Origin of the sequence: Streptomyces sp. NPDC005808 (genome assembly GCF_042871385.1) — a bacterium.
Taxonomy (GTDB): domain Bacteria; phylum Actinomycetota; class Actinomycetes; order Streptomycetales; family Streptomycetaceae; genus Streptomyces.
Window position 1 is genome coordinate 78,537 of record NZ_JBIAIK010000015.1, and the last position, 25,232, is coordinate 103,768.

Sequence of the window (25,232 nt, forward strand, 5' to 3'; positions counted from 1 at the left end):
GGGGGACGCACGGCTGAAGGGGAACATGCCATGAGCGCCGAGGACCTCGAGAAGTACGAGACCGAGATGGAGCTGAAGCTCTATCGGGAGTATCGCGATGTCGTCGGTCTGTTCAAATATGTGATCGAGACCGAACGGCGCTTCTACCTCACCAATGACTACGAGATGCAGGTGCACTCGGTCCAGGGCGAGGTGTTTTTCGAGGTATCCATGGCGGATGCCTGGGTGTGGGACATGTACAGGCCCGCTCGCTTCGTGAAGCAGGTAAGGGTACTCACGTTCAAGGACGTGAATATCGAGGAGCTGAACAAGAGCGATCTGGAGCTGCCGGGCGGTTGATGACGCGAGTGGCTGCTCGTCGGGCGTCCGTTCGGGGGACGGGCGCCCGCTCGTGCGCCGGGTGTCCGCTCATGTGCAGTGTGTCCGCTCGTGTGGGTGACGGAGTTTTCCACAGTCGACCACCCGTCCACCAAGATCCAATAGCGAGCTGAAGTGGCCGCAATGTTGGCGCCGGAGGTGGTGCCGACATGAACACGCGCAACGCACAACGCAGCGCACTCGGCAGGTACGGCGAGGATCTGGCCGCGCGGCGGCTGACCGAGACCGGTATGACGGTCCTGGCGCGCAACTGGCGCTCCGGCAGGACGGGCGAGATCGACATCGTGGCGCGCGACGGTGACGCGCTGGTGGTCTGCGAGGTCAAGACCCGCAAGGCGGGAGCCTTCGAACATCCGATGGCGGCCGTCACCACCGTCAAGGCGCAACGCCTGCGGAGCCTGGCGGAACGCTGGCTGCAGGAACACGGCGGATCCCCACCCGGCGGCGTCCGCATCGACTTGATCGGCGTTGTCCTCCCCGACCGCGGCGCGCCCGTGGTCGAGCACGCGCGGGGGGTGGCCTGATGGGGTTCGCACGGACGTGCTCAGTGGCCCTGGTCGGTGTCGAGGGCGTCGTCGTGGAGGTCCAGGCGGGCCTGGAGCCCGGCATCGCGGCGTTCACCCTGGTGGGACTGCCGGACAAGAGCCTGACGGAGAGCAAGGACCGGGTCCGGGCGGCCGTGGTGAATTCCGGGGAGTCTTGGCCGCAGAAGAAGCTGACGGTGGGGCTGAGCCCGGCTTCGGTCCCGAAGGGCGGCTCCGGGTTCGATCTCGCGGTGGCCTGCGCCGTGCTGGGTGCTTCCGAACGGATCGATCCGCGGGTGCTCGCCGACATCGTGATGATCGGCGAGCTGGGACTCGACGGGCGGGTCCGGCCGGTACGCGGTGTTCTGCCAGCGGTGCTGGCCGCGGCCGGCGCCGGCTACGAGCAGGTGGTGGTGCCCGAGTGCGCCGCCGCCGAGGCCTCGCTCGTGCCGGGGGTCTCGGTGCTCGGGGTCCGCAGTCTGCGTCAACTGATCGCCGTGCTCACGGACGAACCGGTGCCCGAGGAGGATCCGGACGAGCAGGGGCGGCCGGATCCCCTGCTGGCCGGACTGCGGATGCCGGGCATGGGCGAGGCGACCGGCCTGTGTGGCATGGCTGTGCCGGAACGCGACCAGGGGCACGACTTCGCCGACGTGGTCGGCCAGATGTCGGCGCGTACCGCCATGGAAGTCGCGGCTGCCGGAGGGCACCACATCTTTCTCCAGGGCCCGCCCGGCGCGGGCAAGACCATGCTCGCCGAGCGGATGCCCTCCCTCCTGCCTCGTCTCAGCAGGCAGGAATCCCTGGAGGTGACGGCCATCCACTCCGTGGCGGGACTCCTGCCACCGGGCAAGCCGATGGTGGACATCCCGCCGTACTGCGCGCCCCATCATTCGGCGACGATGCAGTCCCTCGTCGGCGGCGGCAAGGGCCTGGCCCGGCCCGGTGCGGTGTCTCTTGCCCACAGGGGTGTTCTCTTTCTGGATGAAGCACCCGAGTTCAGCAGTTTCGTTCTCGATGCCCTGCGGCAGCCCTTGGAGGCGGGGCATGTGGTGATCGCACGCAGCGCCGGTGTCGTGCGGTTTCCGGCGAAGTTCCTGCTGGTCCTCGCGGCCAACCCCTGCCCCTGCGGGCGCTTCAGCGCGGCGAACGACATCTGCGAGTGCCCGCCCTCCTCCGTCCGCCGGTACCAGTCCAGGCTCTCCGGCCCGCTGATCGACCGGATCGACCTGCGGGTCGAGGTCGAGCCGGTCACCCGGTCCGAACTGACGGCGGCCGGCGCGCTGGGCGAGTCGACACGGACGGTGGCCGACCGGGTGAGCGCCGCTCGCGAGCGTTCCGGTGTGCGGCTGACCGGCACTCCATGGCACACGAACAGCGAGGTGCCGGGGCGTGAACTGCGCAGCCGCTGGCAGGCAATGCCGGGAGCGATGGACGAGGCCGAGCGGGGGCTGGAGCGAGGTGTGCTGACCGCACGCGGTCTGGACCGTGTCCTCAGGGTTGCCTGGACCGTGGCCGACCTCGCGGGACACGACCGACCCGATGCCGGGGACGTGGCACTGGCCCTGCAACTGCGCACAGGGGTTCCGCGAGGTGTGCCGATGATGATCGGTTCACGGTGATGACGTACGACGAGCGTATGGCCCGCGTCGCCCTCGCGCGGGTCTTCGAACCCGGCGACGAGCTCGGCGGGCGGTGGCTGCGTGAGTTCGGAGCGGTGGAGGTGGCGCGGCGGCTCGTGGAGGGACGGGAGCCGTTGCCCGGGGCGAGTGCGCAGCGGTGGGAGGGGCTGCGGGGGAGGGTCACCCGGATGCAGCCCGAGCGGGATCTGGCCCGGGCGGAGGACGCCGGCGCGAGATTCATCTGCCCCGGAGAGCCGCAGTGGCCCGCGCAGCTCGACGATCTGGGCGACGCCCGGCCCACCGGACTCTGGGTGCGAGGGCATCCCAGCCTGCGGATATGGGCACTGCGCTCCGTCGCTGTCGTCGGCGCGCGGGCGTGCACCGAGTACGGCGCGCATATGGCGGCCACGCTGGGCGCCGGGCTCGCGGAGCGGGGGTGGGTGGTGGTGTCGGGCGGTGCGTACGGCGTGGACGGCGCCGCGCACCGGGGTGCCCTCGGGGCGGGCGGCGCCACCGTCGCGGTGCTGGCCTGCGGCGTCGACAAGCCCTATCCGCGCGGGCACACCGAGTTGATCACCAGAATCGCCGAACAGGGCCTGGTGGTGGGGGAGTTGCCGCCAGGAGATCATCCCACGCCGAGCAGATTCATCCTGCGGAACAGGGTCATCGCGGCGCTCACCCGGGGAACCGTGGTCGTCGAGGCGGCGTACCGCAGCGGCGCGCTGGTCACGGCTCGCGCGGCGGCGCGGCTCGGGCGGTTCACGATAGGTGTCCCGGGGCCCGTCACCAGCGGGTTGTCGGCCGGGGTGCATGAATTGTTGCGCGGGGACGCGGTCCTGGTCTCCGACGCCGCGGAAGTCGCCGAGTTGGTGGGCGACATAGGAGACCTGGCTCCTGACCGGCGGGGACCCGTGCTGCCGCGCGATCTGCTCGACCCGGGCGCCGGGCGGGTGCTGGCCGCGCTGCCCGCCCGTGGCCTGATGGGAACCGAGGAGATCGCCCGCGGCGCGGGGACCACGGCGGACGAGGCGGTCGGGAGACTGTACGAACTCCGAGCACTTGGTTTCGTCGAACGACACGGCGACGGCTGGAAGTTGACACGCCAGGCGATGATCTCGGTCCGTGGTGCTCGAAGCGGGTGCTGACTGAGCGTGTTCGGCCGTCCGGGCGAACGTCGACAGCCTTGGCAATTCCCGCAGTTGGCGTATCCCGGTGATCACACAGGGCGATCACCGGGACGCCGGGAGGTGCTCAGCGGAACGGATCTGTACAGGGGTGATCCACCGACCTTCGCGCACTGCGACGCTCCAGTCACGCTACGCTCACGGGGTTTCCGGCACACTCAGGCAACTCGACATCAGACCGACAGCTCACCCAGGCATCCCCAGTTCACAGCAGAACGGCACAAGGCGACGAATGCCCCAGCACACCTCCGGGTCCGACCGGGCGGCGATCCCCCCGGCCGCCCGTGACGGCCGCAGCGTGCGCCCGCCCGCTCCCTCGACGCTCGACGAGCTGTGGCGGTCGTACAAGTCGACGGGCGACGGGCGGCTGCGGGAGCAGTTGATCCTGCATTACTCGCCGTTGGTGAAGTATGTCGCCGGGCGGGTGAGCGTCGGCCTGCCGGCCAATGTCGAGCAGGCGGACTTCGTGTCGTCGGGGGTGTTCGGGCTGATCGACGCGATCGAGAAGTTCGACATCGAGCGGGAGATCAAGTTCGAGACGTACGCGATCACGCGGATCCGGGGCGCGATGATCGACGAACTGCGTGCTTTGGACTGGATTCCGCGGTCCGTGCGGCAGAAGGCGCGCAATGTGGAGCGGGCCTACGCGACGCTGGAGGCGCGGCTGCGGCGTACCCCGTCCGAGGGCGAGGTGGCCTCCGAGATGGGGATCGGCGTGGACGAACTGCACGCGGTCTTCAGCCAGTTGTCGCTGGCGAACGTGGTGGCGCTGGAGGAGTTGCTGCACGTCGGAGGCGAGGGCGGTGACCGGCTCAGTCTCATGGACACCCTTGAGGACACCGCGGCCGACAATCCGGTGGAGGTCGCGGAGGACCGGGAGCTGCGGCGGTTTCTGGCGCGGGCGATCAATACGCTGCCCGACCGGGAGAAGACCGTGGTCACGCTGTACTACTACGAGGGGCTCACGCTCGCGGAGATCGGCAATGTGCTGGGGGTGACCGAGAGCCGGGTGAGTCAGATCCACACGAAGTCGGTGCTTCAACTGCGGGCGAAGCTGGCCAGTTTCGGCCGCTGATCTCGCTGGGGGGCGCTGAATCGTCTCTGCCGCGCCTTGTCCGGTACCGGGATCAGCCCTGGGTGCGGAATGAGTCCCGTTCTTGGATCCGTGCCGGGGGTCAGTCCTGGGTCCGGCGTGAGTCCCGTTCTCGGATCCGTGGCGGGAATCAGCCTTCGGTCCGGCGTGCGTCCCGTTTCGGGATCGTCCTCGGCTCCCGCCTCCTCGGCTCCCGCTTCCTCGGCTCCGTCCTCGGCTCCTGTACCTGGCCGGCGGCTTCTCCGGCCTTGCCTCGGCCATGGCGTGAGCCGTCTTGCCCCTGTTTGGTGCGGGCTTCGGATGGTCGCCGATCGGAGTGGGGTGCCCTTCGGGGCGGTCCGTCCGTAAAGTGGTGGCCGTGCCAAGGATTCGAGCGGCCTCCGTGGCCGAGCACCGGTCGATGCAGCGCGCCGCCCTGCTGGACGCGGCGCGGTCCCTGCTGTCCGAGGGCGGGACCGAGGCGCTGACCTTCCCGGCTCTCGCCGAGCGCACGGGGCTTGCGCGGTCTTCGGTCTATGAGTACTTCCGGTCGCGGGCTGCCGTTGTCGAAGAGCTGTGCGAGGTCGACTTCCCGGTCTGGGCGGCGGAGGTGTCCGACGCGATGCACCGGGCGGAGACCTCGGAGGCCAAGGTCGAGGCCTATGTCCGACAGCAGCTGGCCCTTGTCGGGGACCGGCGGCACCGGGCCGTGGTGGCCATCTCTGCGAGCGAGCTCGATGCCGGGGCTCGGGAGAAGATCCGAGCGGCACATGGTGGCCTTGTAGCGATGATCGTTGAGGCGCTCGGGGAGCTGGGGCACGCTGAACCGCGGTTGGCGGCGATGCTTCTTCAGGGTGTGGTGGACGCCGCTGTGCGCCGGATCGAGCTGGGGGCGGCTGAGGATCCCACCGCCATCACCGACGCGGCGGTCGCCATGGCCCTGCGAGGCGTTCGGGGCTGAGGCCCTGCGTTCTGCGCACCCGGCGTGGGAGCTGAGGTCGGAGTGGGTGCGCAGCCGGGCGCCTGCGGGGGGCCGCTCTCGTTGGACGGGAGCCGCCCCTAGCGTCACGTTTGCCCACAGCGATGACGGTGCAGCGGCACGCATGCCCGCAGCCTGGACGGTTGCGGAGCGGCACGCCAGGCGCTGCGAGGGCGGCCGCGCGTTCCCACGGTGAGGACGGTTGCAGCGCGGCGCTCAAGCCCACGGTGAACGCGGTTATGGCTTCACCCCGGCCACCGGCAGTAGGCGCGATGGGCCCCTGCTCAGTAGCCAAGGTGGGAGCAGCGACAGTGGGTCCAGGTACGTCTTGCCTCTGAGCAGGCCCCAGTGGAGGCACGACGTCGGGCAGTGGGAAGTGCCTGGTTCCACGATGCCCACAACCTCGCCCGCCGCGACCTCGGCGCCCTTCTCCACCGCCGCCCGCACCGGACCGTACGTCGTGCGCAGAGGCGGCGTGCCCGTGCCCGTCAGTTCCACCGAGACCACTCCGCGCCCCGCGACCGGGCCGGTGAAGGACACCCGGCCTGGCGCGACGGCTCGTACCGGTGTTCCCGGCGCCGCCGCGAGGTCCACGCCCCGGTGACCGCGGCCGTATGCCGTCGCCGGAGGTTCCCAGCCTCGTACGACCGAGGGACGTACACCCAAGGGCCAGGCGCGGGCGACAGCCGGGACCGTGGGGTCGGCGACCGCGGGCGGGCCCGGTGACCGCGCTCCCGAAGACCCCGGCGAACCAGGGGATCCCGGCGGCACCGGTGGCGCCGGGCCGGTCGTCCGGGCCAGGGCGGACGGGGTCAGGGACCCCAGGACGGTCACCGTCAGTCCCAGCAGCAAACCCAGCCACGTACGCAGACATCGTTTCGCTCGCATGCGAGAACCGTCCCCTATCGGGCCGGTCATGGCCGGGATCTGTGGAGCGCCAGCCGGTTGTGGACAACGGCGTCACCCGGTGCCTCTCAGGTCCCGTACACTTCTGGTGGCGATCCGGGCGACCGGGTCGACTTCGCACGCCCCGACACGAGGCCCTCGAACGGCCGGTGTCAGCGCCTCTCGGTCCCTGGTGGCAAGGCGCAAGCGGGCGTCAGGCGCGGGTGCCGTCCGGCACGCGCGGCACAACCGAGAACACCAAGGAGAACGGCCATGGCCGTCGTCACGATGCGGGAGCTGCTGGAAAGCGGCGTCCACTTCGGTCACCAGACCCGTCGTTGGAACCCGAAGATGAAGCGCTTCATCTTCACGGAGCGCAACGGCATCTACATCATCGACCTGCTCCAGTCGCTGTCGTACATCGACCGCGCCTACGAGTTCGTCAAGGAGACCGTCGCCCACGGCGGCACGGTCATGTTCGTCGGCACGAAGAAGCAGGCGCAGGAGGCCATCGCCGAGCAGGCCACCCGCGTCGGCATGCCCTACGTCAACCAGCGCTGGCTGGGCGGCATGCTCACCAACTTCTCGACCGTCTACAAGCGTCTGCAGCGCCTCAAGGAGCTCGAGCAGATCGACTTCGAGGACGTCGCCGCTTCGGGTCTCACCAAGAAGGAGCTTCTCGTGCTGTCGCGCGAGAAGGCCAAGCTGGAGAAGACCCTCGGTGGTATCCGCGAGATGTCCAAGGTGCCCAGCGCCGTCTGGATCGTGGACACCAAGAAGGAGCACATCGCGGTCGGTGAGGCCCGGAAGCTCCACATTCCGGTTGTTGCCATCCTCGACACCAACTGCGACCCCGACGAGGTCGACTACAAGATCCCGGGCAACGACGACGCGATCCGCTCCGTCACCCTGCTCACTCGCGTGATCGCCGACGCCGTCGCCGAGGGCCTCATCTCCCGCTCCGGCGCCGGCAAGGCCGCCGAGGGTGACAAGGCCGCGGGCGAGCCGCTCGCCGCGTGGGAGCGTGACCTGCTCGAGGGCGAGAAGAAGGCCGACGACGCCGAGGCTCCGGTCGCCGAGGTCCAGACCTCCGCCGAGACCGAGAAGGTCGCCGACGCCGAGCAGGCCGAGGTTGTCGCCGAGGCTCCGGTCGCCGAGGCGCCCGCCGCCGAAGCCCCGGTTGCCGAAGCCCCGGTCGCCGACGAGGCCCCCGCCACGGACGCCGAGCAGGCCTGACCCCTCACCCCTTCGGGTTCTGAACGGCGGGGGCGCACCAAGCCCCCGCCGTTCGGCCCGTAGATCTTCAGACTTCGAGAGAGATTCCAGGAATCATGGCGAACTACACCGCCGCCGACGTCAAGAAGCTCCGTGAGCTCACCGGCGCCGGCATGATGGACTGTAAGAAGGCGCTGGACGAGGCCGACGGCAACGTCGACAAGGCCGTCGAGGCGCTGCGGATCAAGGGCCAGAAGGGTGTCGCCAAGCGCGAGGGCCGCTCCGCCGAGAACGGCGCTGTGGTCTCGATCATCGCCGACGACAACTCCTCCGGTGTCCTGGTCGAGCTGAAGTGCGAGACGGACTTCGTCGCCAAGAGCGAGAAGTTCCAGGTCGTCGCCAACCAGATCGCCGAGCACGTCGTCGCGTCCTCCCCGGCCGACCTCGACGCCCTCCTCGGCTCCGAGATCGAGCCCGGCAAGACGGTTCAGGCGTTCGTCGACGAGGCCAACGCGAACCTGGGCGAGAAGATCGTCCTGGACCGCTTCGCCCAGTTCTCCGGTGCCTACGTCGCGACGTACATGCACCGCACCATGCCCGACCTGCCCCCGCAGATCGGTGTCCTGGTCGAGCTGGACAAGCCCAACGCCGAGCTGGCCAAGGGCATCGCGCAGCACATCGCCGCCTTCGCGCCGAAGTACCTCTCCCGTGAGGACGTTCCGGCCGAGGTCGTCGAGTCCGAGCGTCGTGTCGCCGAGGAGACCACGCGCGCCGAGGGCAAGCCGGAGGCCGCGCTTCCGAAGATCGTCGAGGGTCGCGTCAACGGCTTCTTCAAGGAGGCCACCCTTCTCGGTCAGCCGTACGCGCTCGACAACAAGAAGTCGGTCCAGAAGGTTCTGGACGAGGCCGGTGTCACCCTGAAGCGCTTCGTGCGCATCAAGGTCGGCATCTGAGTCCGTACCGCGATCGACGCCCGGCCCCGCTGCTAGGGTCGACAGCAGTCGTCCGCGTACGTGGGCACGTGCGCGTGCGTGTCGGACGACAGCAGATCTGACGAGGAGGCCATTGCCGAGCATGGGATGCGAACAACACCCCAGCGGCAATGGCCTTCTTCGTATGTGTGACACGTAAAAGAGGCGAGAGATCCATGACCACCACCCAGGCCGGCAAGGGCGAGAAGACCGACGACGGCAAAGGCGCGGGACGCTTCATGCTGAAGCTGTCCGGCGAGGCGTTCGCCGGCGGCGGCGGACTGGGCGTCGACCCCGACGTGGTGCACAAGATCGCCCGTGAGATCGCGGCCGTCGTGCGCGGCGGAGCCCAGATCGCGGTTGTCATCGGCGGCGGCAACTTCTTCCGCGGCGCGGAACTCCAGCAGCGCGGCATGGACCGGGCGCGCTCCGACTACATGGGCATGCTCGGCACGGTCATGAACTGCCTGGCCCTCCAGGACTTCCTGGAGAAGGAAGGCATCGACAGCCGTGTCCAGACCGCCATCACCATGGGGCAGGTCGCCGAGCCGTACATCCCGCTGCGCGCCGTGCGGCACCTGGAGAAGGGCCGTGTGGTCATCTTCGGCGCCGGTATGGGCATGCCGTACTTCTCCACCGACACCACCGCCGCCCAGCGCGCCCTGGAGATCGACGCCGAGGCACTGCTGATGGGCAAGAACGGCGTCGACGGTGTGTACGACTCCGATCCCAAGACCAACCCCGAGGCGGTCAAGTTCGACTCGCTCAGCTACGCCGAGGTCATCACCCGCGACCTCAAGGTCGCCGACATGACGGCCATCACGCTGTGCCGGGACAACAAGCTGCCCATCCTGGTCTTCGAGCTCCTGGCGGAGGGCAATATCGCACGCGCCGTCAAGGGTGAGAAGATCGGCACACTTGTGGGTGAACACAGCAGCCGGGCCTGACGGAACCGGCCCCGAGCGGGGTCGGGACCGGACGGAGCACAGACCCTGACCGGGGGATGGACAATGTCCTGCCGGTCCGGAACCGTGCAGGAACAAGACGCGACGCAGCCGGCTGCCGCCCCTACGAGGAACAGCTGCCGGGCCTACTCAAGACACGCAGGAGCAAGTGGTGATCGAAGAGACCCTCCTCGAGGCCGAGGAGAAGATGGAGAAGGCCGTCGTGGTCGCCAAGGAGGACTTCGCCGCGATCCGCACCGGCCGTGCGCACCCGGCGATGTTCAACAAGATCGTGGCGGACTACTACGGCGCACTGACGCCGATCAACCAGCTGGCCTCGTTCTCGGTGCCCGAGCCCCGCATGGCGGTGGTGACCCCGTTCGACAAGAGCGCGATGCGCAACATCGAGCAGGCGATCCGCGACTCCGACCTCGGTGTCAACCCGAGCAACGACGGCAACATCATCCGGGTGGTGTTCCCGGAGCTGACCCAGGAGCGCCGCAAGGAGTTCATCAAGGTCGCCAAGACCAAGGGTGAGGACGCCAAGATCTCGATCCGCTCCGTACGCCGCAAGGCGAAGGAGACCATCGACAAGCTGATCAAGGACGGCGAGGTCGGCGAGGACGAGGGCCGCCGTGCGGAGAAGGAACTCGACGACACGACGGCGAAGTACGCCGCTCAGGTGGACGAGCTTCTCAAGCACAAGGAAGCGGAGCTGCTCGAGGTCTGATGAACGATTCTTCCTGGGGCGCGCCGTCACAAGCCGGGTACTGGGGGCCGTCCGAGCAGGGGCCTGTCCAGGGGGTTGCCCCGGCGGGTCCCGCATACGATGCGTATGACGCGCAGCACACTCGGCCCATGCCCATCGTGCCCGACGTACCCGATCATGGCGAAGACCAGGATGACGACCGGGGGGCCGCTCGGCTGAGCGGTCCCCTGTTCCGCGACGACACACCGGCGGCGGCGCCGTTCTACGGGGGCCCGTCGCAGAAGCCGCAGGAGCCCATGTCCAGCGCCCCACAGCCCGCCCCCCCACCGCAGAAGAAGAGCGCGGGACGGGACCTGGGCGCGGCCATAGGCGTGGCTGTCGGGCTCGGTGTGGTGATCGTCGTCTCCCTGCTCATCGTCAAGGCCGTCTTCATCGGCGTGATAGCGGTCGCCGTGGTGGTGGGGCTGTGGGAGCTCACCTCGCGGCTGGAGGAGCGCAAGGGCATCAAGGCGCCTCTCGTGCCGCTGGCGCTCGGTGGCGCGGCGATGGTCGTCTCCGGTTACGTCCGGGGCGCCGAGGGTGCGTGGGTGGCGATGGCGCTCACCGCGCTGGCGGTTCTGGTCTGGCGGATGACGGAGCCCCCCGAGGGCTATCTGAAGGACGTCACGGCCGGCGTCTTCGCGGCTTTCTACATCCCGTTCCTGGCCACGTTCGTCGCGCTGATGCTCGCGGCCGACGACGGTTCCCTGCGGGTGCTCACGTTCCTGCTGCTCGCCGTGGTCAGTGACACGGGCGCGTACGCGATCGGCTGGCGCTTCGGCAAGCACAAGCTGGCGCCGCGCATCAGCCCCGGCAAGACCCGCGAGGGCCTGGTCGGGGCGGTCACCTTCGCGATGGCCGCGGGTGCGCTGTGCATGGAGTTCCTGATCGACGACGGTACCTGGTGGCAGGGCCTGCTCCTGGGCCTCGCGGTCGCGGCCAGCGCCACGCTCGGGGACCTCGGCGAGTCGATGATCAAGCGGGACCTGGGCATCAAGGACATGGGCACGCTGCTGCCGGGGCACGGCGGAATCATGGACCGGCTGGACTCGCTGCTGCCCACGGCTCCGGTGGTCTGGTTGCTACTGGTGATCTTCGTCGGCTCCGGCTGACCGGCTGTTGCGCATGAGTCTGTACGTCGCTGACGTGCGGGTTTGTCGGTGGGGGGCTCGTTGTCCACAGGGCGGCGAGTCCCTCTTCGTATGTCTGCGACACTGGGAGGGTTATGCCTGCACCCGGAGAACTCACATTCGTCGCCCCGCGCGGAGCCAAGAAGCCGCCGCGGCATCTTGCCGATCTCACGCCCGCTGAGCGTAAAGAGGCGGTTGCCGCGATCGGCGAGAAGCCGTTTCGTGCCAAGCAGCTCTCGCAGCACTACTTCGCGCGGTACGCGCACGACCCCGCGGAGTGGACGGACATCCCGGCCGCCTCGCGCGGCAAGCTTCAGGAGGCGTTGCTTCCCGAGCTGATGACGGTCGTGCGGCATCTGTCGACCGACCAGGAGACCACCCGCAAGACCTTGTGGCGGCTCTTCGACGGCACGCTCGTCGAGTCCGTGCTGATGCGGTACCCGGACCGGGTGACCATGTGCATCAGCTCGCAGGCCGGATGCGGGATGAACTGTCCGTTCTGCGCGACCGGGCAGGCCGGGCTCGACCGGAACCTCTCCACCGGCGAGATCGTGCACCAGATCGTGGACGGCATGCGGGCGCTCCGGGACGGCGAGATCCCGGGTGGTCCGTCGCGGCTCAGCAACATCGTCTTCATGGGGATGGGCGAGCCGCTGGCCAACTACAAGAGGGTGGTCGGGGCGATCCGAGCGCTGACCGACCCCGAGCCCGACGGGCTCGGCCTCTCGCAGCGTGGCATCACCGTGTCGACGGTCGGTCTTGTCCCGGCGATCAACCGGTTCTCCGACGAGGGCTTCAAGTGCCGCCTCGCCATTTCGCTGCACGCGCCCGACGACGAGCTGCGCGACACCCTCGTACCCGTGAACACACGCTGGCAGGTGCGGGAGGTGCTGGACGCCGGCTGGGAGTACGCGGCCAAGTCGGGGCGCCGGCTCTCCATCGAGTACGCGCTGATCAGGGACATCAACGACCAGGCCTGGCGTGGTGACCGGCTCGGGCGGATGCTCAAGGGCAAGCCCGTGCATGTCAATCTCATCCCGCTGAACCCGACGCCGGGTTCGAAGTGGACCGCCTCGCGGCCCGAGGACGAGAAGGCGTTCGTCGAGGCGATCGCGGCCCACGGGGTGCCGGTCACCGTTCGCGACACCCGTGGTCAGGAGATCGACGGGGCGTGCGGACAGCTCGCGGCCACCGAGCGGTAACCTGACTGCGTACGTACGTCGTACTTACATCCGTAGTTCCCACATCTTCATATTCCGACAGGGGAGCGCCACAGCGCTGAGAGTGCGGCAGCCGGTCACCGGCGGGCCGCAGACCCTCAGAACCTTGCCCAGGTCATTCTGGGTAGGAAGTTCGGTCAATACTCAAGCTGTTGCGCCCTGCCCGGGAACTGTCAGAGGTTCCCGGGCAGGGCCGCGTCTCTTCCTGGTCATCCCAGGAGGAATTCAGTGAGCAAGAAGAAGACGATCACGGCCGTAGCGGTCGGGTTGGGGCTTGTCGCGCTCTCCGCGTGCGGCTCGACCGAGTCCGGCTCCGGGAGCAGCGGTGACTCCAAGACGGTGACCCTTGTCAGCCATGACTCCTTCGCCTACTCCAAGGACGTGCTGAGCGCCTTCGAGAAGGAGTCCGGGTACACGGTCAAGGTCCTCAAGGACGGTGACGCGGGGCAGGCCGTCAACAAGGCGATCCTCACCAAGGACAACCCGCAGGGCGACGTCTTCTTCGGCGTCGACAACACCCTGCTGTCCCGCGCGCTCGACAACGGGCTCTTCCAGTCCTACGAGGCCAAGGGCTCGGACCAGATCCTCCCGGAGTACCGGGTCGACGAGGACAAGCACCGGGTGACGCCCATCGACACGGGCGACATCTGCGTCAACTACGACAAGGCGTACTTCACCGAGCACAAGCTGACGCCTCCGCAGTCCTTCGACGATCTGATCAAGCCCGAATACAAGAACCTGCTTGTCACCGAGAACGCCTCCACGTCCTCGCCCGGCCTCGGCTTCCTGCTCGGCACCGCCGCGAAATACGGCGACGACGGGTGGCAGGACTACTGGACGAAGCTCAAGGCCAACGGCGTCGAGGTCGTCGACGGCTGGGAGCAGGCGTACAACGACGACTTCTCCGGGTCCGCGGGCGGCAAGAAGGCCAAGGCGGACCGGCCGCTAGTCGTCTCGTACGCATCCTCGCCGCCCGCCGAGGTCATCTACGCCGACCCGAAGCCGACGACCGCGCCGACCGGCGTCGCGACCGGCACCTGCTTCCGGCAGGTCGAGTACGCGGGGCTGCTGAGCAACGCGAAGAACACCAAGGGCGGCGAAGCACTCATCGACTTCCTGATCACCAAGAAGTTCCAGGACGACATGCCGCTGAACATGTTCGTCTACCCGGTGGTGGAGGGCGCGAAGGTGCCCGCCGAGTTCACGGAGTTCGGGCCGCAGGCCAAGGACCCCGAGACCATGGACCCCGCGAAGATCGCCGCCAACCGGGACCAGTGGGTCAAGTCGTGGACCTCGCTCGTACTGAAGTAACGCCCCGGGCGCGTAAGGAGTCCCGTCGGGGAGGCGCGGCGCGGCTCGGGCTGATGGCCCTGCCGGTCGCGTTCTTCGGCGTCTTCTTCGCCTACCCCGTGGTGGCGATCGTGGCCCGAGGCCTAAGGGTTGACGGGGTCTGGCAGTTCGGGCGGATCGGGGATGTCCTCGCGCAGTCCGACATCCGGCACGTGCTGTGGTTCACCACCTGGCAGGCGCTCGCCTCGACCGCGCTCACGCTGCTGATCGCGCTCCCCGGCGCGTATGTCTTCGCGCGCTTCGAATTCAGGGGCAAGCAAGTGCTGCGGGCGGTGGTGACGGTGCCGTTCGTGCTGCCGACGGTCGTCGTCGGTACGGCCTTCCTTGCCCTCGTCGGCCGGGGCGGGCTCCTCGACGAGCTGTGGGGCGTACGGCTCGACACCACCGTCTGGGCGATCCTGCTCGCGCATGTCTTCTTCAACTACGCGGTCGTCGTCCGCACGGTCGGCGGGCTCTGGTCGCAGCTCGACCCGCGTCAGGAGGATGCCGCCCGGATGCTCGGCGCATCCCGCTTCGCGGCCTGGCGCAAGGTGACGCTGCCGGCCCTGAGCCCGGCCGTGGCCGCGGCCGCGCTGATGGTGTTCCTCTTCACCTTCACCTCCTTCGGTGTGGTGCAGATCCTCGGCGGCCCGACCTTCTCGACCCTCGAAGTCGAGATCTACCGGCAGACCTCGGAGATCTTCGACCTCTCCACGGCGGCGGTGCTGACGATCATCCAGTTCGTGGCGGTGGGCGCGATCCTCGCCGTGCACGCCTGGACCGTGCGGCGCCGGGAGACCGCCCTGCGTCTGGTGGCCCCGGAGACCACCGCACGCCGGCCACGTGGTGGCGGGCAGTGTGCGTTGCTGGCCGGGGTTCTCGCGACCATCGCCGTGCTGCTCGTGCTGCCGCTGGGTGTGCTGGTCCAACGGTCTCTGGACGCGCCCGACTTCGGCTACTACAGGGCACTGACGTCCGACGACAGCGGCATCTTCCTCGTCCCGCCGATCGAGGCCATCGGCAACTCGCTGCAGTACGCGCTCGCCGCCACCGCCATCGCCGTACTCGTCGGCGGTCTGGCGGCCGCCGCCCTCACCCGGCGTGCGGGCCGTCTCGTACGAGGCTTCGACGCGCTGCTGATGCTGCCGCTGGGCGTGTCGGCGGTGACCGTCGGATTCGGGTTCCTGATCGCGCTGGACGAACCGCCGCTGAACCTCAGAAGCAGTTGGATTCTGGTGCCCCTCGCACAGGCACTGGTCGGTGTCCCCTTCGTCGTACGAACGATGCTGCCCGTGCTGCGGGCGGTCGACGGGCGGCTGCGGGAGGCGGCGGCGGTGCTCGGGGCGTCGCCGTGGCGGGTGTGGCGCGAGGTCGATCTGCCGATGGTGCGGCGTGCGCTGCTGGTCGCGGCCGGCTTCGCCTTCGCGGTGTCGCTGGGCGAGTTCGGGGCGACCGTCTTCATCGCACGGCCCGACAATCCCACGCTGCCGGTCGCCGTGGCGCGGCTGCTCGGACGCGCCGGTGACCTCAACTACGGCCAGGCGATGGCCCTTTCGACCATCTTGATGGTGGTGTGCGCGGTGGCGCTGCTGCTGTTGGAGCGGGTACGGACCGACCGGACCGGGGAGTTCTAGATGCTGCTGAGCCTTGAGACCGCGACCGTACGCTTCGGCGGGCGTGCGGTGCTCGACGCCGTCGACCTCGCGGTCGCCGAGCACGAGATCGTGTGCGTGCTGGGGCCGAGCGGCAGCGGCAAGTCGACGCTGCTGCGGGCGGTGGCCGGGCTCCAGGCGCTCGACGCGGGCCGGGTGCTCCTCGACGACCGCGACCAGGCGCAGGTGCCCGCGCACCGGCGGGGCGTCGGCCTGATGTTCCAGGACCACCAGCTCTTCCCGCAGCGGGACGTGGGCGGCAACGTGGCGTTCGGGCTTCGGATGCACGGCGCGAACAAGGGCGAACAGGCGGTACGAGTACGGGAGTTGCTGGAGCTCGTCGGATTGCCGGGTGCCGAGCGCAGAGCCATCGCCGCCCTCTCCGGTGGTGAGCAGCAGCGGGTTGCGCTGGCCCGTGCCCTCGCGCCGCGCCCCCGGCTGCTGATGCTCGACGAACCGCTCGGCCAGCTCGACCGCTCGCTGCGCGAACGCCTTGTCGTCGAACTCCGGGAGCTGTTCGGCGAGTTGGGTACGACCGTGCTCGCCGTCACGCACGACCAGGGCGAGGCCTTTGCGCTCGCCGACCGGGTGGTCGTGATGCGCGACGGGCGAATCGCCCAGTCGGGTACGCCACTTGAGGTCTGGCAGCACCCCGCGGACGAGTTCGTGGCGCGCTTCCTCGGCTTCGACAACGTGGTCGACGTGACGGTGAGCGGGGAGACCGCGGACACCCCGTGGGGGAAGGTCCCGGTGCCGGAGGGCGTGCCGCAGGGGCCGGGCACGCTACTCGTCAGGCCCGCGGGCGTACGGCTGGTGGACGCGGCCGAGGGGCTGTGCTGCACCGTGGTCGCCCGGACGTTCCGGGGCACCCATGTCGCCGTACAGCTGCAACCGGAGGACGCGCCCCGGCTCGAAGCGGCGTGCACGCTCAGGGACGCGCCGGTCCCCGGTGACCAGGTCGGGGTCGAGTTCGACGCCGCGGAGACCGTCGTCCTCGGCTGACTGCCCGGCGCCCGGAAGCGGTGTACTCGCACAGTTGCCTGGCGTCCGGAAGCGGCGTACACGCGCAACTGCCTGGCGTCCGGAAGCGGCGTACACGCACAGTTGCCTGGCGTCCGGAAGCGGCGTACACGCGCAACTGCCCGGCGCCCGAAAATGACGTACTCGCAGAACCGTCCGCCGCATAAAGTGCGGCTCATGACGTCACTCGGGGTGCTCGGGCATGAACGCTACTGCGACGCGATCGAGACGCAGGTGCGGCAGTTGAGGGACGTGGTGAGCTCGGACGGCGTCGAGCTGTCCGCCACCGTGCCGACCTGCCCGGACTGGTCGCTGGAGCGGCTCGTACGGCATACGGGCGGGGCGTTGCGCTGGGCCGAACTCCTCGTCCGTAACAGGGTGCAGGAGTACACCCCCGACGAGAACACTCCTCTCGCCCCGGGGCCGGAGGTCAAGAGTGATCCGGCGGCCTTGGACGCCTGGCTCGCGGAGACCGGCGAGATGCTCGTCGGCACGCTGCGGGAGGCGGGGCCCGACGTGAAGGTCTGGGGGTGGGCCGGGGTTCTGAACTCCGGTTTCTGGGCGCGCCGCATGACGCACGAGCTGGCGATCCACCGCGCCGACGCGACGCTGGCCGCCGGGCTGCCGTACGAGGTCGACCCCGATGTGGCCGCCGACGCGATCGACGAGTGGCTGGGGATCGTGGAGTACATGCAGCGGACGCAGCCGCACGACGCGGCGCGGGAACTGCGCGGAACCGGGCGCAGCATCCATCTCCACGCCACCGACACGAGCCCCGAGTTGAATGCCGAGTGGGTAGTCGAACTCACCGAGGAAGGCGTCGTCTGGCGCCGGGGCCACGAGAAGGCGACCGTCGCGCTGCGGGGCCCGCTGACCGACGTACTGCTGGCCTTCTACCGCCGACTGCCGCTGGACGGCGGTCGTTTGGAAGTGCTCGGGGAGCGGGAGCTGCTGGAGTTCTGGCTGGAGCGGGCGACGTTCGGGTAGGTCCCGTGTCGCGGGTGCTCGCCGGGGTCAGGTTCCGTGTCGTGGGTTCCCTCAGGGTCACGCCCCGCTTCGCGGTTGCTCGCCAGGGGCACCACAGGTGTGTGGCCCGCCTCCTGGGTGAGGGGACGGGCCACACATTTCGTACGGGGTGAGGGTCAGGCCTTCGTCGCGCCACGGCGGCGCATTCCGAAGAACACAGATCCGCCACCGACCAGGACGAACGCAGCGGCGATGCCGGCGATCACCGGGGTGTTGGAGTTCGCACCGGTCTCGGCGAGGTTGGACTCACCGGCCGCGGGGGACGGAGCGTTGCTGCCCGTCGTGGCGGGAGCGGTGGTGCTCTCGGCGGGCGACGGGGTCGCCGACTCCGAAGGCGTCTGCGACGGGGCAGGCGTCTCCGATGCCGGAGGCGTCGATGCCGGCGGAGTGGTCTCCGTGGACGTGCACGCCTTGTCCGGCGTGATCAGGTTCGGGGAGATGTCCTCGTCGACGGCGTTGTTCTCGGCCTTGATGTGGACGCGGTACTCGGCCTTGGGGGCCCAGTCCTCCGAGAACGTGACCTTGGCGCCCTCGCGGGTGCCGACCACCGTCTCCTCGCCGACGAGCTTCGCGTCGGCGCCGTTCGACTCGAGGTAGACCTTCACGGTGGCCTTTACGCCCGAGGCGTCTATGTCGGTGACGGTGATGATGCCCTTCCCGTTGTCATCGCAGTCGGCGACAGCGGAGAAGTCCTTAATGTTGCAGGCCATTGCGTTGCCGGCGACACCGAGCGCGAGCGCGGCCGTCGCTGAAGCAACACCGAGGATTCGCACAGAACGTGCGGTACGGCGAGATATGGACACGATTGCCCTTCACGGGATGCGCAACTGCGGGGGGTGAGAGGGGCCTTCTGCTGCTCTGCTGCCACAACAGCGCCCCCAGTAGCCTCACTGGTTTATAAGCGTCGGCTAAGGGCTGTCAATGCATATGCCCTGCCAAGGCGTTGCCTTTACCTTGTCGTTAACCGGCGAGACGTTTGAGAGCGTCGGGAGCGTCCTCGATACGGTCAACAAGGGCGATTCGGGACTCCATCGCGCGTTCGCGGGCGAGCGACTGGAGAAGGGGCCAGGTGGGGTGTTTTTCGGTCCAGTGGGCGCGGTTCACGAGAACCATGGGCGTCGGCTCGCCACGGGACTCGTAGTAGTTCGGCGTCGCGTTGTCGAAGATCTCCTGTACGGTCCCGGCGGCGCCCGGCAGGAAGACGACGCCCGCGTTCGAGCGAGCCAGCAGGCCGTCCTCGCGGGTCGCGTTGGCGAAGTACTTGGCGATGTGCGCGGCGAAGGCGTTCGGCGGTTCGTGGCCGTAGAACCAGGTGGGAATGCCGACCGAGGCGCCGCCGGAGGGCCAGCGTTCGCGTACGTCGAAGGCGGCGCGCGCCCAGTCGGTGATCGAGGGGACGAACGACGGCGCCCGCGCGAGGAGTTCGAGGGCCTCGCCGAGCATCTCGTCGTCGAAGGGAGCCGCGTACGCGCCGAGATTCGCCGCCTCCATCGCGCCCGGGCCGCCGCCGGTCGCGACGGTGTAACCGGCGCGCGCCAGCTCACGGCCGAGGCGCGCCGCCCCCTCGTACGCCTGCGTGCCGCGCGCCATCGCGTGGCCGCCCATCACACCCACCACCCGCGCGCCGACGAGGAGTTCGTCGAGTGCGTCGGAGACCGCGTCGTCGTGGACGGCGCGCAGCATCGAGGCGAATATGTCGCCGTCGGCCTTGGTCTGCTGGAACCAGGCGTACGCGCGGGCGTCCGGCGTGGCTTCGTAGTCCACGTCGAGCCCGTCGAAGAGTTCGGCGGGGGAGTAGAGCAGGCCACGGTAGGGGTCGAAGGGCAGACCGGGGACGGGCGGGAAGACCAGCGCGCCCGCCGCGCGTACCCTCGCCGCCGCGTCAGGGTCCATCGGGCAGCCGAGGAAGACGGCGCCCGCGGTGTCCAGGGACAGCAGATCGGTCGTACGGGCAGTCAGATCGACTGCCTGAACGCGAAGGTGCGCGAGTGAGCCGTGCTTCGAGACCACCTCGTCGAACTCGGCGAGGGACTCGATCTCACGGTCGCGGGAAGCGTGAAGGGGGGTCGGCTGCACGCGGCCATGCTAGGCGCACGGGCGGCGGGGTTCGGGGGCGGCCTGGCGGTGGCGGCGGCCTGGAGGTGGCGGCGGCCTGAGGGCGAAGGGAGTGCGGGGAGTTGGGGCGCCGTGAGGCCGCCGGACGCCTGTGCGTGGGGGGTCAGCCCTGTACCGCCGCCGGGTCCATCCACATGACCTCCCAGGTGTGGCCGTCCGGGTCGTCGAATGCGCGGCCGTACATGAAGCCGTGGTCCTGGGTCTCGCCCGAGGCCGAGCCGCCCGCCGCGATCGCGTTGTCGACGAGCTCGTCGACCTTCTCGCGGCTCTCGGCGCTCAGACACAGCAGCACCTCGCTGGTCTTGGTGGAGTCGGCGATCTGCTTCTTCGTGAAGTCGGCGTAGCGCTGCTTGCTCAGCATCATCGCGACGATCGTGTCGCTGATCACCACGCAGGCGCAGTCGTCCGTCGAGAACTGCGGGTTGATCGTGTAGCCGAGCTCGGTGAAGAACTTCTTCGAGGTGTCCACGTCGGCGACGGCCAGGTTCACGAAGATCATCTGCTGGTACATGTCGGGGTCTCCCATCGGTGCGGTACGGCGCTGTGGTGTCGTTCGCAGGGATAGACCCGGGGTCCGCGCGGAACTCATCGCTCGGCGCGGACTTTTCTCCCTCGGGCGGTCAGCCGACCAGGGGGAGCGCGGCGAGTTCGGCGACCGCCCAGGTCAGCGGGCCGAATACGGCGAGCAGCGCACCCGCGCGCAGGGCGGCGGCGCTCCGGAGCATGGTCGCAGGCGCTCCCAGCCGCAGCAATGCCGCCGTGGTGTCCGCCCGCGCCTGCTTGGCCTCCAGGGCGGCCGTCGCCAGGGTCAGGAGGGTGCACCCCGCGACCACCAGGGCGCCGAGGGTGGTGAGCGGGCCGAAGTCGGGGCGCGCGCCGGTGTAGAGCGTGGCCACGGCGTACCCGCCCGACGCCACCGCGCACACCACGCCGAGCGGCTGACCGATCCGCCGCGCCTCCGCCTGCAGCACCCGCCCGGCGAGCAGCCGCACCGCGCCGGGCCGTACGGCCTGGAGCAGCCGCCCGCAGGCGTAGGTGATCGCAGGGCCGGCCAGCGCCAGGCCGACCGCGGTCAGTGCCCAGCCGACCAGCACTCCGGCGGGGCCGCCCGCGAAACCGCCGGGCAGCGCGAGACCGGGGGCCGCGCCCGAACGGCTCGCGTACGTCTCCACGGCGAGGCCCGCCGCGAGCACGGCGGCGCCCCAGGGAAGCCCGCTCGGGATGCTCTGGGGAGTGGGAGAGAGTCCCGGGACTTCGAGGAGGCGCGGGTCGTGGGAGGGGTCGGCGTGGGTGCTGGGGCTGCCGTCCTGGCCTCCCTCGTTACGAGGGCTGCCGGAGCGGGCGTATGCGCCTGGGTCGTGGGCGGAGGCAGCGGTGATGTCGTACGTGTCCGCGTTCCTGCTGGCGTCGGTGATGTCGTACGTGTCCGCGTTCCGGCCGGCGTCGGTGATGTCGTCCGGGTCCGTGTTCCCGGCGGCGTCGGACGGATCGTGCGCCTGCGTGCCCTTTCCGGCCTGCGGGGGCTCGGACGCTCGGCCTCTCCCCGCATGTCGAGGCGTGCGCCGGGATGTGCGTGCCGGGGCGCTGCCCATCGCGCCCGCGCGTGCCGCGAGCCACGCGCCTCCGCGGCGTACCGTCGCGTCCCGTGGACGCAGCACCACCGCGCTCGCCGCCGAAGCCGCCAGCGGCACCAGTGTGAGCAGCGTCAGCGCGGCGGGCAGCGGGAGCGGCTGGTCCGCGGCGAGGAACTCGGCCGCCGCGCCGTCGAAGGGCATCCCCGTCAGATCGCCGCGCAGGTGCAGGAAGAACAGCAGGGCGAGCAGCGAGCCGAGGGTGGTGGACAGAGCGGTGGTGACCGCCGCGATGGCCATCAGACGGCCGGGGCCGAGGCCGATCGCCGAGAGCCCGGGGCGCGGCCGGGTGCCCGGGTCGGCGCGGGCGACCGCGACCGCGAAGTACACCGTGGCGGCGAGCGGAGCGGCGCACCAGGTCAGGCGAAGCACCGAGGCGGCCGAGGCGTCCGGGTGCGCCATTGCGTACCCCAGCGTGCACAGCAGCAGGAAGCCGGTGCCCGCCGCCGCGGCGGTGACCAGGAGCCGGCGCAGCTGGACGAGGGGGTCGGCCCTGCGGGCTAGACGGAGAGCGAGCACGCGGCCCGGCCTTCCGACTCGGTGACCGGGGGCAGATGGACGGTGTTCACGCGCCGTCCGTCCAGGAGCGAGACCGTGCGGTCGGCGAGCGCCGCGGTCTCCGCGTCGTGTGTGGCCAGGACGACGGTGATGCCGTGCGAACGGGCCGCCGTGGTGAGCGTACGCAGCACATGGGCGCGGTCGGCGCGGTGCAGCGGCGCGGTCGGCTCGTCGGCGAAGAGCACGGTGGGCGAGGGGACGAGCGCGCGGGCGACGGCGACGCGCTGGCGCTCGGCCTGCAGCAGCTCGTGCGGGCGCTTGCCTGCGCAGCCGCCGATGTCCAGGCGCTCCAGCCACTCCAGGGCGGCGGTCTTGGCGGCCCGGCGTCCGCAGCCGCGGAGCATCAGCAGCAGCGCCGCGTTCTCCCAGGCGTTCAGCTCGGGGACGAGGACCGGCGTCGGGTCGATCCAGCCGAAGCGGTCGCGGCGCAGCCGTTCGCGGGTGAGCGGGCCCATGGTGTGCACGGGTGTGCTGTTGAACCAGATCTCGCCCTGGTCCGGCAGGAGCTGGCCCGCCAGGCACCGCAGCAGTGTCGTCTTGCCGCTGCCGCGCGGGCCGCCGACGGCGAGGATCTCGCCCTCCCGGACGCCGAGCGAGACACCACTGAGCGCGGGCGAGCCGTTGTGCTTGACGTGCAGGGCGCGTGCCCAGATCACGTCGTTGTCAGGCGGGGCCACCATCGCGTACACCTCGGTTCAGATCTGATTTGCCTTGCCAAGTCCCCCGGTCGGGGGAACGAAGGCAGGGCCGATCGGTCACTGGGCACGCTAGGGAGTCGGGGCCGGGAGGCCGGACAGCACGCGGCCCCGGGCGGCCCATTCTCACTCGAACGGGCGGCACCGGGGCCGGTGTTGATCACAGATTCAGCTCATCGGAGCGCTGCCGAAGCCTCCGCGAGGAAAGCTGAAGCCTTCGCGAGGACAGCCGAAGCTTCGTGAGGACAGCCGAGGACAGCCGAAGCCTTCGCGAGAACAGCCAAGGAAAGCCGAAGCCTTCGCGAGAACAGCCAAGGAAAGCCGAAGCCTTCGCGAGAACAGCCAAGGAAAGCCGAGGACAGTCGTGGCTCAGAGCTTCGTCCAGGCCTCCGTCAGCACCTGACGGACGATCCCCTCGATCTCGTCGAAGGTCGACTGGTCGGAGATCAGCGGCGGCGACAGCTGGATGACCGGGTCACCGCGGTCGTCGGCGCGGCAGTAGAGGCCGTACTCGAAGAGCTTCTTGGAGACGAAGCCGTAGAGCACGCGCTCCGACTCCTCGTCCGTGAAGGTCTCCTTGGTGGCCTTGTCCTTCACCAGCTCGATGCCGTAGAAGAAGCCGTTGCCGCGGACGTCGCCGACGATCGGCAGGTCGTGCAGCTTCTGCAGGGTCTGCAGGAAGTTCGCCTCGTTGTCCAGTACGTGCTGGTTGAGGCCCTCGCGCTCGAAGATGTCGAGGTTGCTGAGCGCCACCGCCGCGGAGACGGGGTGGCCGCCGAAGGTGTAGCCGTGCAGGAAGGTGTTGTCGCCCTTGTAGAAGGGCTCGGCGATGCGGTCCGAGATGACGGTGGCGCCGATCGGGGAGTAGCCCGAGGTCATGCCCTTGGCGCAGGTGATGATGTCCGGGACGTAGCCGAACTTGTCGCAGGCGAACATCGTGCCGAGGCGGCCGAAGGCGCAGATGACCTCGTCGGAGACGAGCAGGACGTCGTACTTGTCGCAGATCTCGCGTACGCGCTGGAAGTAGCCGGGGGGCGGCGGGAAGCAGCCGCCCGCGTTCTGCACCGGCTCCAGGAACACCGCGGCGACGGTCTCCGGGCCCTCGAAGAGGATCTCCTGCTCGATCTGGTCGGCGGCCCAGCGGCCGAAGGCCACCGGATCGTCGCCGTGGATCGGGGCGCGGTAGATGTTGGTGTTCGGCACCTTGTGCGCGCCGGGGACCAGCGGTTCGAAGGGGGCCTTCAGAGCCGGCAGGCCGGTGATGGACAGGGCGCCCTGCGGGGTGCCGTGGTAGGCGACCGCACGTGAGATGACCTTGTACTTCGTGTGGTTGCCGGTGAGCTTGTGGTACTGCTTCGCCAGCTTCCACGCGGTCTCGACGGCCTCGCCGCCGCCCGTGGAGAAGAACACCTTGTTCAGGTCGCCAGGCGCGTAGTGCGCGAGGCGCTCCGCGAGTTCGACGGCCTTGGGGTGGGCGTAGGACCAGATCGGGAAGAAGGCCAGCTCCTGCGCCTGCTTGAACGCCGTCTCCGCGAGTTCCGTGCGGCCGTGGCCCGCCTGGACCACGAACAGGCCCGCGAGACCGTCGAGGTAGCGCTTGCCCTTGTCGTCGTAGATGTAGGTGCCTTCACCACGCACGATGGTGGGAACGGGCGCGTTCTCGTACGAGGACATGCGGGTGAAGTGCATCCACAGGTGGTCGTACGCGGTCTTGCTGAGGTCCTTGGTGCTCACGGTTATCGGGTTCCCCACATGTAGGTCTGTTTCTTGAGCTTCAGGTAGACGAAGCTCTCGGTGGAGCGCACGCCGGGGAGGGCCCGGATGCGTTTGTTGATGACGTCCAGCAGGTGGTCGTCGTCCTCGCAGACGACTTCTACGAGGAGGTCGAACGAGCCCGCGGTCATCACCACGTACTCGACTTCCGGCATCGCGGTCAGGGCGTCGGCCACCGGCTCCAGATCACCCTCCACGTTGATGCCGACCATCGCCTGCCGCCGGAAACCCACGGTGAGCGGGTCCGTGACGGCGACGATCTGCATCACGCCCTGGTCGAGCAGCTTCTGGACGCGCTGACGCACGGCCGCCTCGGAGAGGCCGACGGCCTTGCCGATCGCGGCGTACGGACGGCGTCCGTCCTGCTGGAGCTGCTCGATGATGGCGAGGGAGACGGTGTCCAACGAGGGACTGCCGTTCCTGGACTCGCGGGAGTCCCTGGGGTCTGCGCTTCGACTGGCCACGGCTTCACTCTGCACGACGTCTCGACGGATCCGCAAGGCCGATGCGATGAAATTCGTTGTTTGGAGGCGCAAGTCTTGCGGATTTCGCAGCTCCGGG

Annotated in this window: 24 protein-coding genes and 1 riboswitch; of the genes, 16 read left to right on the forward strand and 8 right to left on the reverse strand. The window is 69.4% G+C overall.

Features of this window, described 5'->3' with window-relative positions; all coding sequences use genetic code 11:
* Positions 1-30: 30 nt before the first annotated feature.
* From ACFYPC_RS28795 to ACFYPC_RS28820, 6 genes are all read left to right on the forward strand, one after another.
* Positions 31-339, forward strand: a complete 309-nt coding sequence (locus ACFYPC_RS28795; protein WP_003965949.1) for a DUF2469 domain-containing protein — start codon at positions 31-33, stop codon at positions 337-339.
* Positions 340-527: 188 nt separating this feature from the next.
* A complete protein-coding gene (locus tag ACFYPC_RS28800) occupies positions 528-902 on the forward strand; it encodes a YraN family protein (protein ID WP_388681949.1) in 375 nt (124 codons plus the stop codon).
* Entirely contained in the window at positions 902-2,524 is a 1,623-nt protein-coding gene (locus ACFYPC_RS28805) for a YifB family Mg chelatase-like AAA ATPase (RefSeq protein ID WP_388681952.1), read from the forward strand. The genes ACFYPC_RS28800 and ACFYPC_RS28805 overlap by 1 nt, the downstream gene beginning before the upstream one ends.
* Positions 2,524-3,669 (forward strand): DNA-processing protein DprA, encoded by a 1,146-nt coding sequence (dprA, locus tag ACFYPC_RS28810; RefSeq protein ID WP_388681955.1) that lies wholly within the window; start codon positions 2,524-2,526, stop codon positions 3,667-3,669. Before ACFYPC_RS28805 ends, dprA begins: the two co-directional genes overlap by 1 nt.
* 271 nt (positions 3,670-3,940) lie before the next feature.
* A complete protein-coding gene (gene whiG / locus ACFYPC_RS28815; RefSeq protein WP_388681958.1) occupies positions 3,941-4,783 on the forward strand; it encodes an RNA polymerase sigma factor WhiG in 843 nt (280 codons plus the stop codon).
* Between the two features lie 400 nt (positions 4,784-5,183).
* Positions 5,184-5,741, forward strand: coding sequence for a TetR/AcrR family transcriptional regulator (locus ACFYPC_RS28820; RefSeq protein ID WP_388682258.1), 558 nt, complete (start codon positions 5,184-5,186; stop codon positions 5,739-5,741).
* A 255-nt stretch (positions 5,742-5,996) separates the two neighbouring features.
* Here ACFYPC_RS28820 and ACFYPC_RS28825 read toward each other — a convergent pair whose 3' ends face one another.
* Positions 5,997-6,647, reverse strand: coding sequence for a murein hydrolase activator EnvC family protein (locus ACFYPC_RS28825; RefSeq protein WP_388681960.1), 651 nt, complete (start codon positions 6,645-6,647; stop codon positions 5,997-5,999).
* Positions 6,648-6,917: 270 nt separating this feature from the next.
* On the opposite strand from ACFYPC_RS28825, the gene rpsB reads away from it, so the two are divergent.
* From rpsB to ACFYPC_RS28875, 10 genes are all read left to right on the forward strand, one after another.
* On the forward strand, positions 6,918-7,880 hold the full coding sequence (rpsB, locus tag ACFYPC_RS28830) for a 30S ribosomal protein S2 (protein ID WP_388681963.1): 963 nt from the start codon (positions 6,918-6,920) through the stop codon (positions 7,878-7,880).
* A 95-nt stretch (positions 7,881-7,975) separates the two neighbouring features.
* Positions 7,976-8,812, forward strand: coding sequence for a translation elongation factor Ts (tsf, locus tag ACFYPC_RS28835; protein ID WP_388681966.1), 837 nt, complete (start codon positions 7,976-7,978; stop codon positions 8,810-8,812).
* A gap of 194 nt (positions 8,813-9,006) precedes the next feature.
* On the forward strand, positions 9,007-9,777 hold the full coding sequence (pyrH, locus tag ACFYPC_RS28840) for a UMP kinase (protein ID WP_385731298.1): 771 nt from the start codon (positions 9,007-9,009) through the stop codon (positions 9,775-9,777).
* A 169-nt stretch (positions 9,778-9,946) separates the two neighbouring features.
* On the forward strand, positions 9,947-10,504 hold the full coding sequence (gene frr / locus ACFYPC_RS28845; protein ID WP_327432044.1) for a ribosome recycling factor: 558 nt from the start codon (positions 9,947-9,949) through the stop codon (positions 10,502-10,504).
* Entirely contained in the window at positions 10,504-11,634 is a 1,131-nt protein-coding gene (locus ACFYPC_RS28850) for a phosphatidate cytidylyltransferase (RefSeq protein WP_388681970.1), read from the forward strand. Before frr ends, ACFYPC_RS28850 begins: the two co-directional genes overlap by 1 nt.
* 113 nt (positions 11,635-11,747) lie before the next feature.
* Positions 11,748-12,854 carry a 23S rRNA (adenine(2503)-C(2))-methyltransferase RlmN gene (gene rlmN / locus ACFYPC_RS28855; RefSeq protein WP_388681973.1) on the forward strand — a complete coding sequence of 369 codons (1,107 nt, stop codon included), beginning with the start codon at positions 11,748-11,750 and terminating at the stop codon, positions 12,852-12,854.
* A 49-nt stretch (positions 12,855-12,903) separates the two neighbouring features.
* Positions 12,904-13,021, forward strand: a riboswitch (TPP riboswitch).
* Between the two features lie 79 nt (positions 13,022-13,100).
* The gene (locus ACFYPC_RS28860) at positions 13,101-14,183 is read left to right on the forward strand and encodes a thiamine ABC transporter substrate binding subunit (protein ID WP_388681976.1); all 1,083 of its coding nucleotides are present in this window, start codon (positions 13,101-13,103) and stop codon (positions 14,181-14,183) included.
* Entirely contained in the window at positions 14,159-15,835 is a 1,677-nt protein-coding gene (locus tag ACFYPC_RS28865; protein ID WP_388681979.1) for an ABC transporter permease, read from the forward strand. Before ACFYPC_RS28860 ends, ACFYPC_RS28865 begins: the two co-directional genes overlap by 25 nt.
* Positions 15,836-16,855 (forward strand): ABC transporter ATP-binding protein, encoded by a 1,020-nt coding sequence (locus ACFYPC_RS28870; protein WP_388681982.1) that lies wholly within the window; start codon positions 15,836-15,838, stop codon positions 16,853-16,855.
* A 195-nt stretch (positions 16,856-17,050) separates the two neighbouring features.
* On the forward strand, positions 17,051-17,860 hold the full coding sequence (locus tag ACFYPC_RS28875) for a maleylpyruvate isomerase family mycothiol-dependent enzyme (RefSeq protein WP_388681985.1): 810 nt from the start codon (positions 17,051-17,053) through the stop codon (positions 17,858-17,860).
* A 155-nt stretch (positions 17,861-18,015) separates the two neighbouring features.
* Here ACFYPC_RS28875 and ACFYPC_RS28880 read toward each other — a convergent pair whose 3' ends face one another.
* The 7 genes from ACFYPC_RS28880 to ACFYPC_RS28910 all read right to left on the reverse strand — a co-directional run bounded on the left by ACFYPC_RS28880 (position 18,016) and on the right by ACFYPC_RS28910 (position 25,150).
* Entirely contained in the window at positions 18,016-18,672 is a 657-nt protein-coding gene (locus ACFYPC_RS28880; protein WP_388681988.1) for an LAETG motif-containing sortase-dependent surface protein, read from the reverse strand.
* Between the two features lie 187 nt (positions 18,673-18,859).
* A complete protein-coding gene (locus ACFYPC_RS28885; RefSeq protein WP_388681990.1) occupies positions 18,860-19,975 on the reverse strand; it encodes an LOG family protein in 1,116 nt (371 codons plus the stop codon).
* Between the two features lie 142 nt (positions 19,976-20,117).
* Positions 20,118-20,525, reverse strand: a complete 408-nt coding sequence (locus ACFYPC_RS28890) for a VOC family protein (protein WP_388681993.1) — start codon at positions 20,523-20,525, stop codon at positions 20,118-20,120.
* Positions 20,526-20,634: 109 nt separating this feature from the next.
* Complete coding sequence (locus ACFYPC_RS28895; protein WP_388681996.1) at positions 20,635-22,164, reverse strand: hypothetical protein; 1,530 nt, start codon at positions 22,162-22,164, stop codon at positions 20,635-20,637.
* Positions 22,146-22,883 (reverse strand): ABC transporter ATP-binding protein, encoded by a 738-nt coding sequence (locus ACFYPC_RS28900; protein WP_388681999.1) that lies wholly within the window; start codon positions 22,881-22,883, stop codon positions 22,146-22,148. The genes ACFYPC_RS28895 and ACFYPC_RS28900 overlap by 19 nt, the downstream gene beginning before the upstream one ends.
* Positions 22,884-23,267: 384 nt before the next feature.
* On the reverse strand, positions 23,268-24,650 hold the full coding sequence (locus tag ACFYPC_RS28905; protein ID WP_388682002.1) for an aspartate aminotransferase family protein: 1,383 nt from the start codon (positions 24,648-24,650) through the stop codon (positions 23,268-23,270).
* A complete protein-coding gene (locus ACFYPC_RS28910) occupies positions 24,635-25,150 on the reverse strand; it encodes an Lrp/AsnC family transcriptional regulator (RefSeq protein WP_365428805.1) in 516 nt (171 codons plus the stop codon). Before ACFYPC_RS28910 ends, ACFYPC_RS28905 begins: the two co-directional genes overlap by 16 nt.
* Positions 25,151-25,232 lie beyond the last annotated feature (82 nt).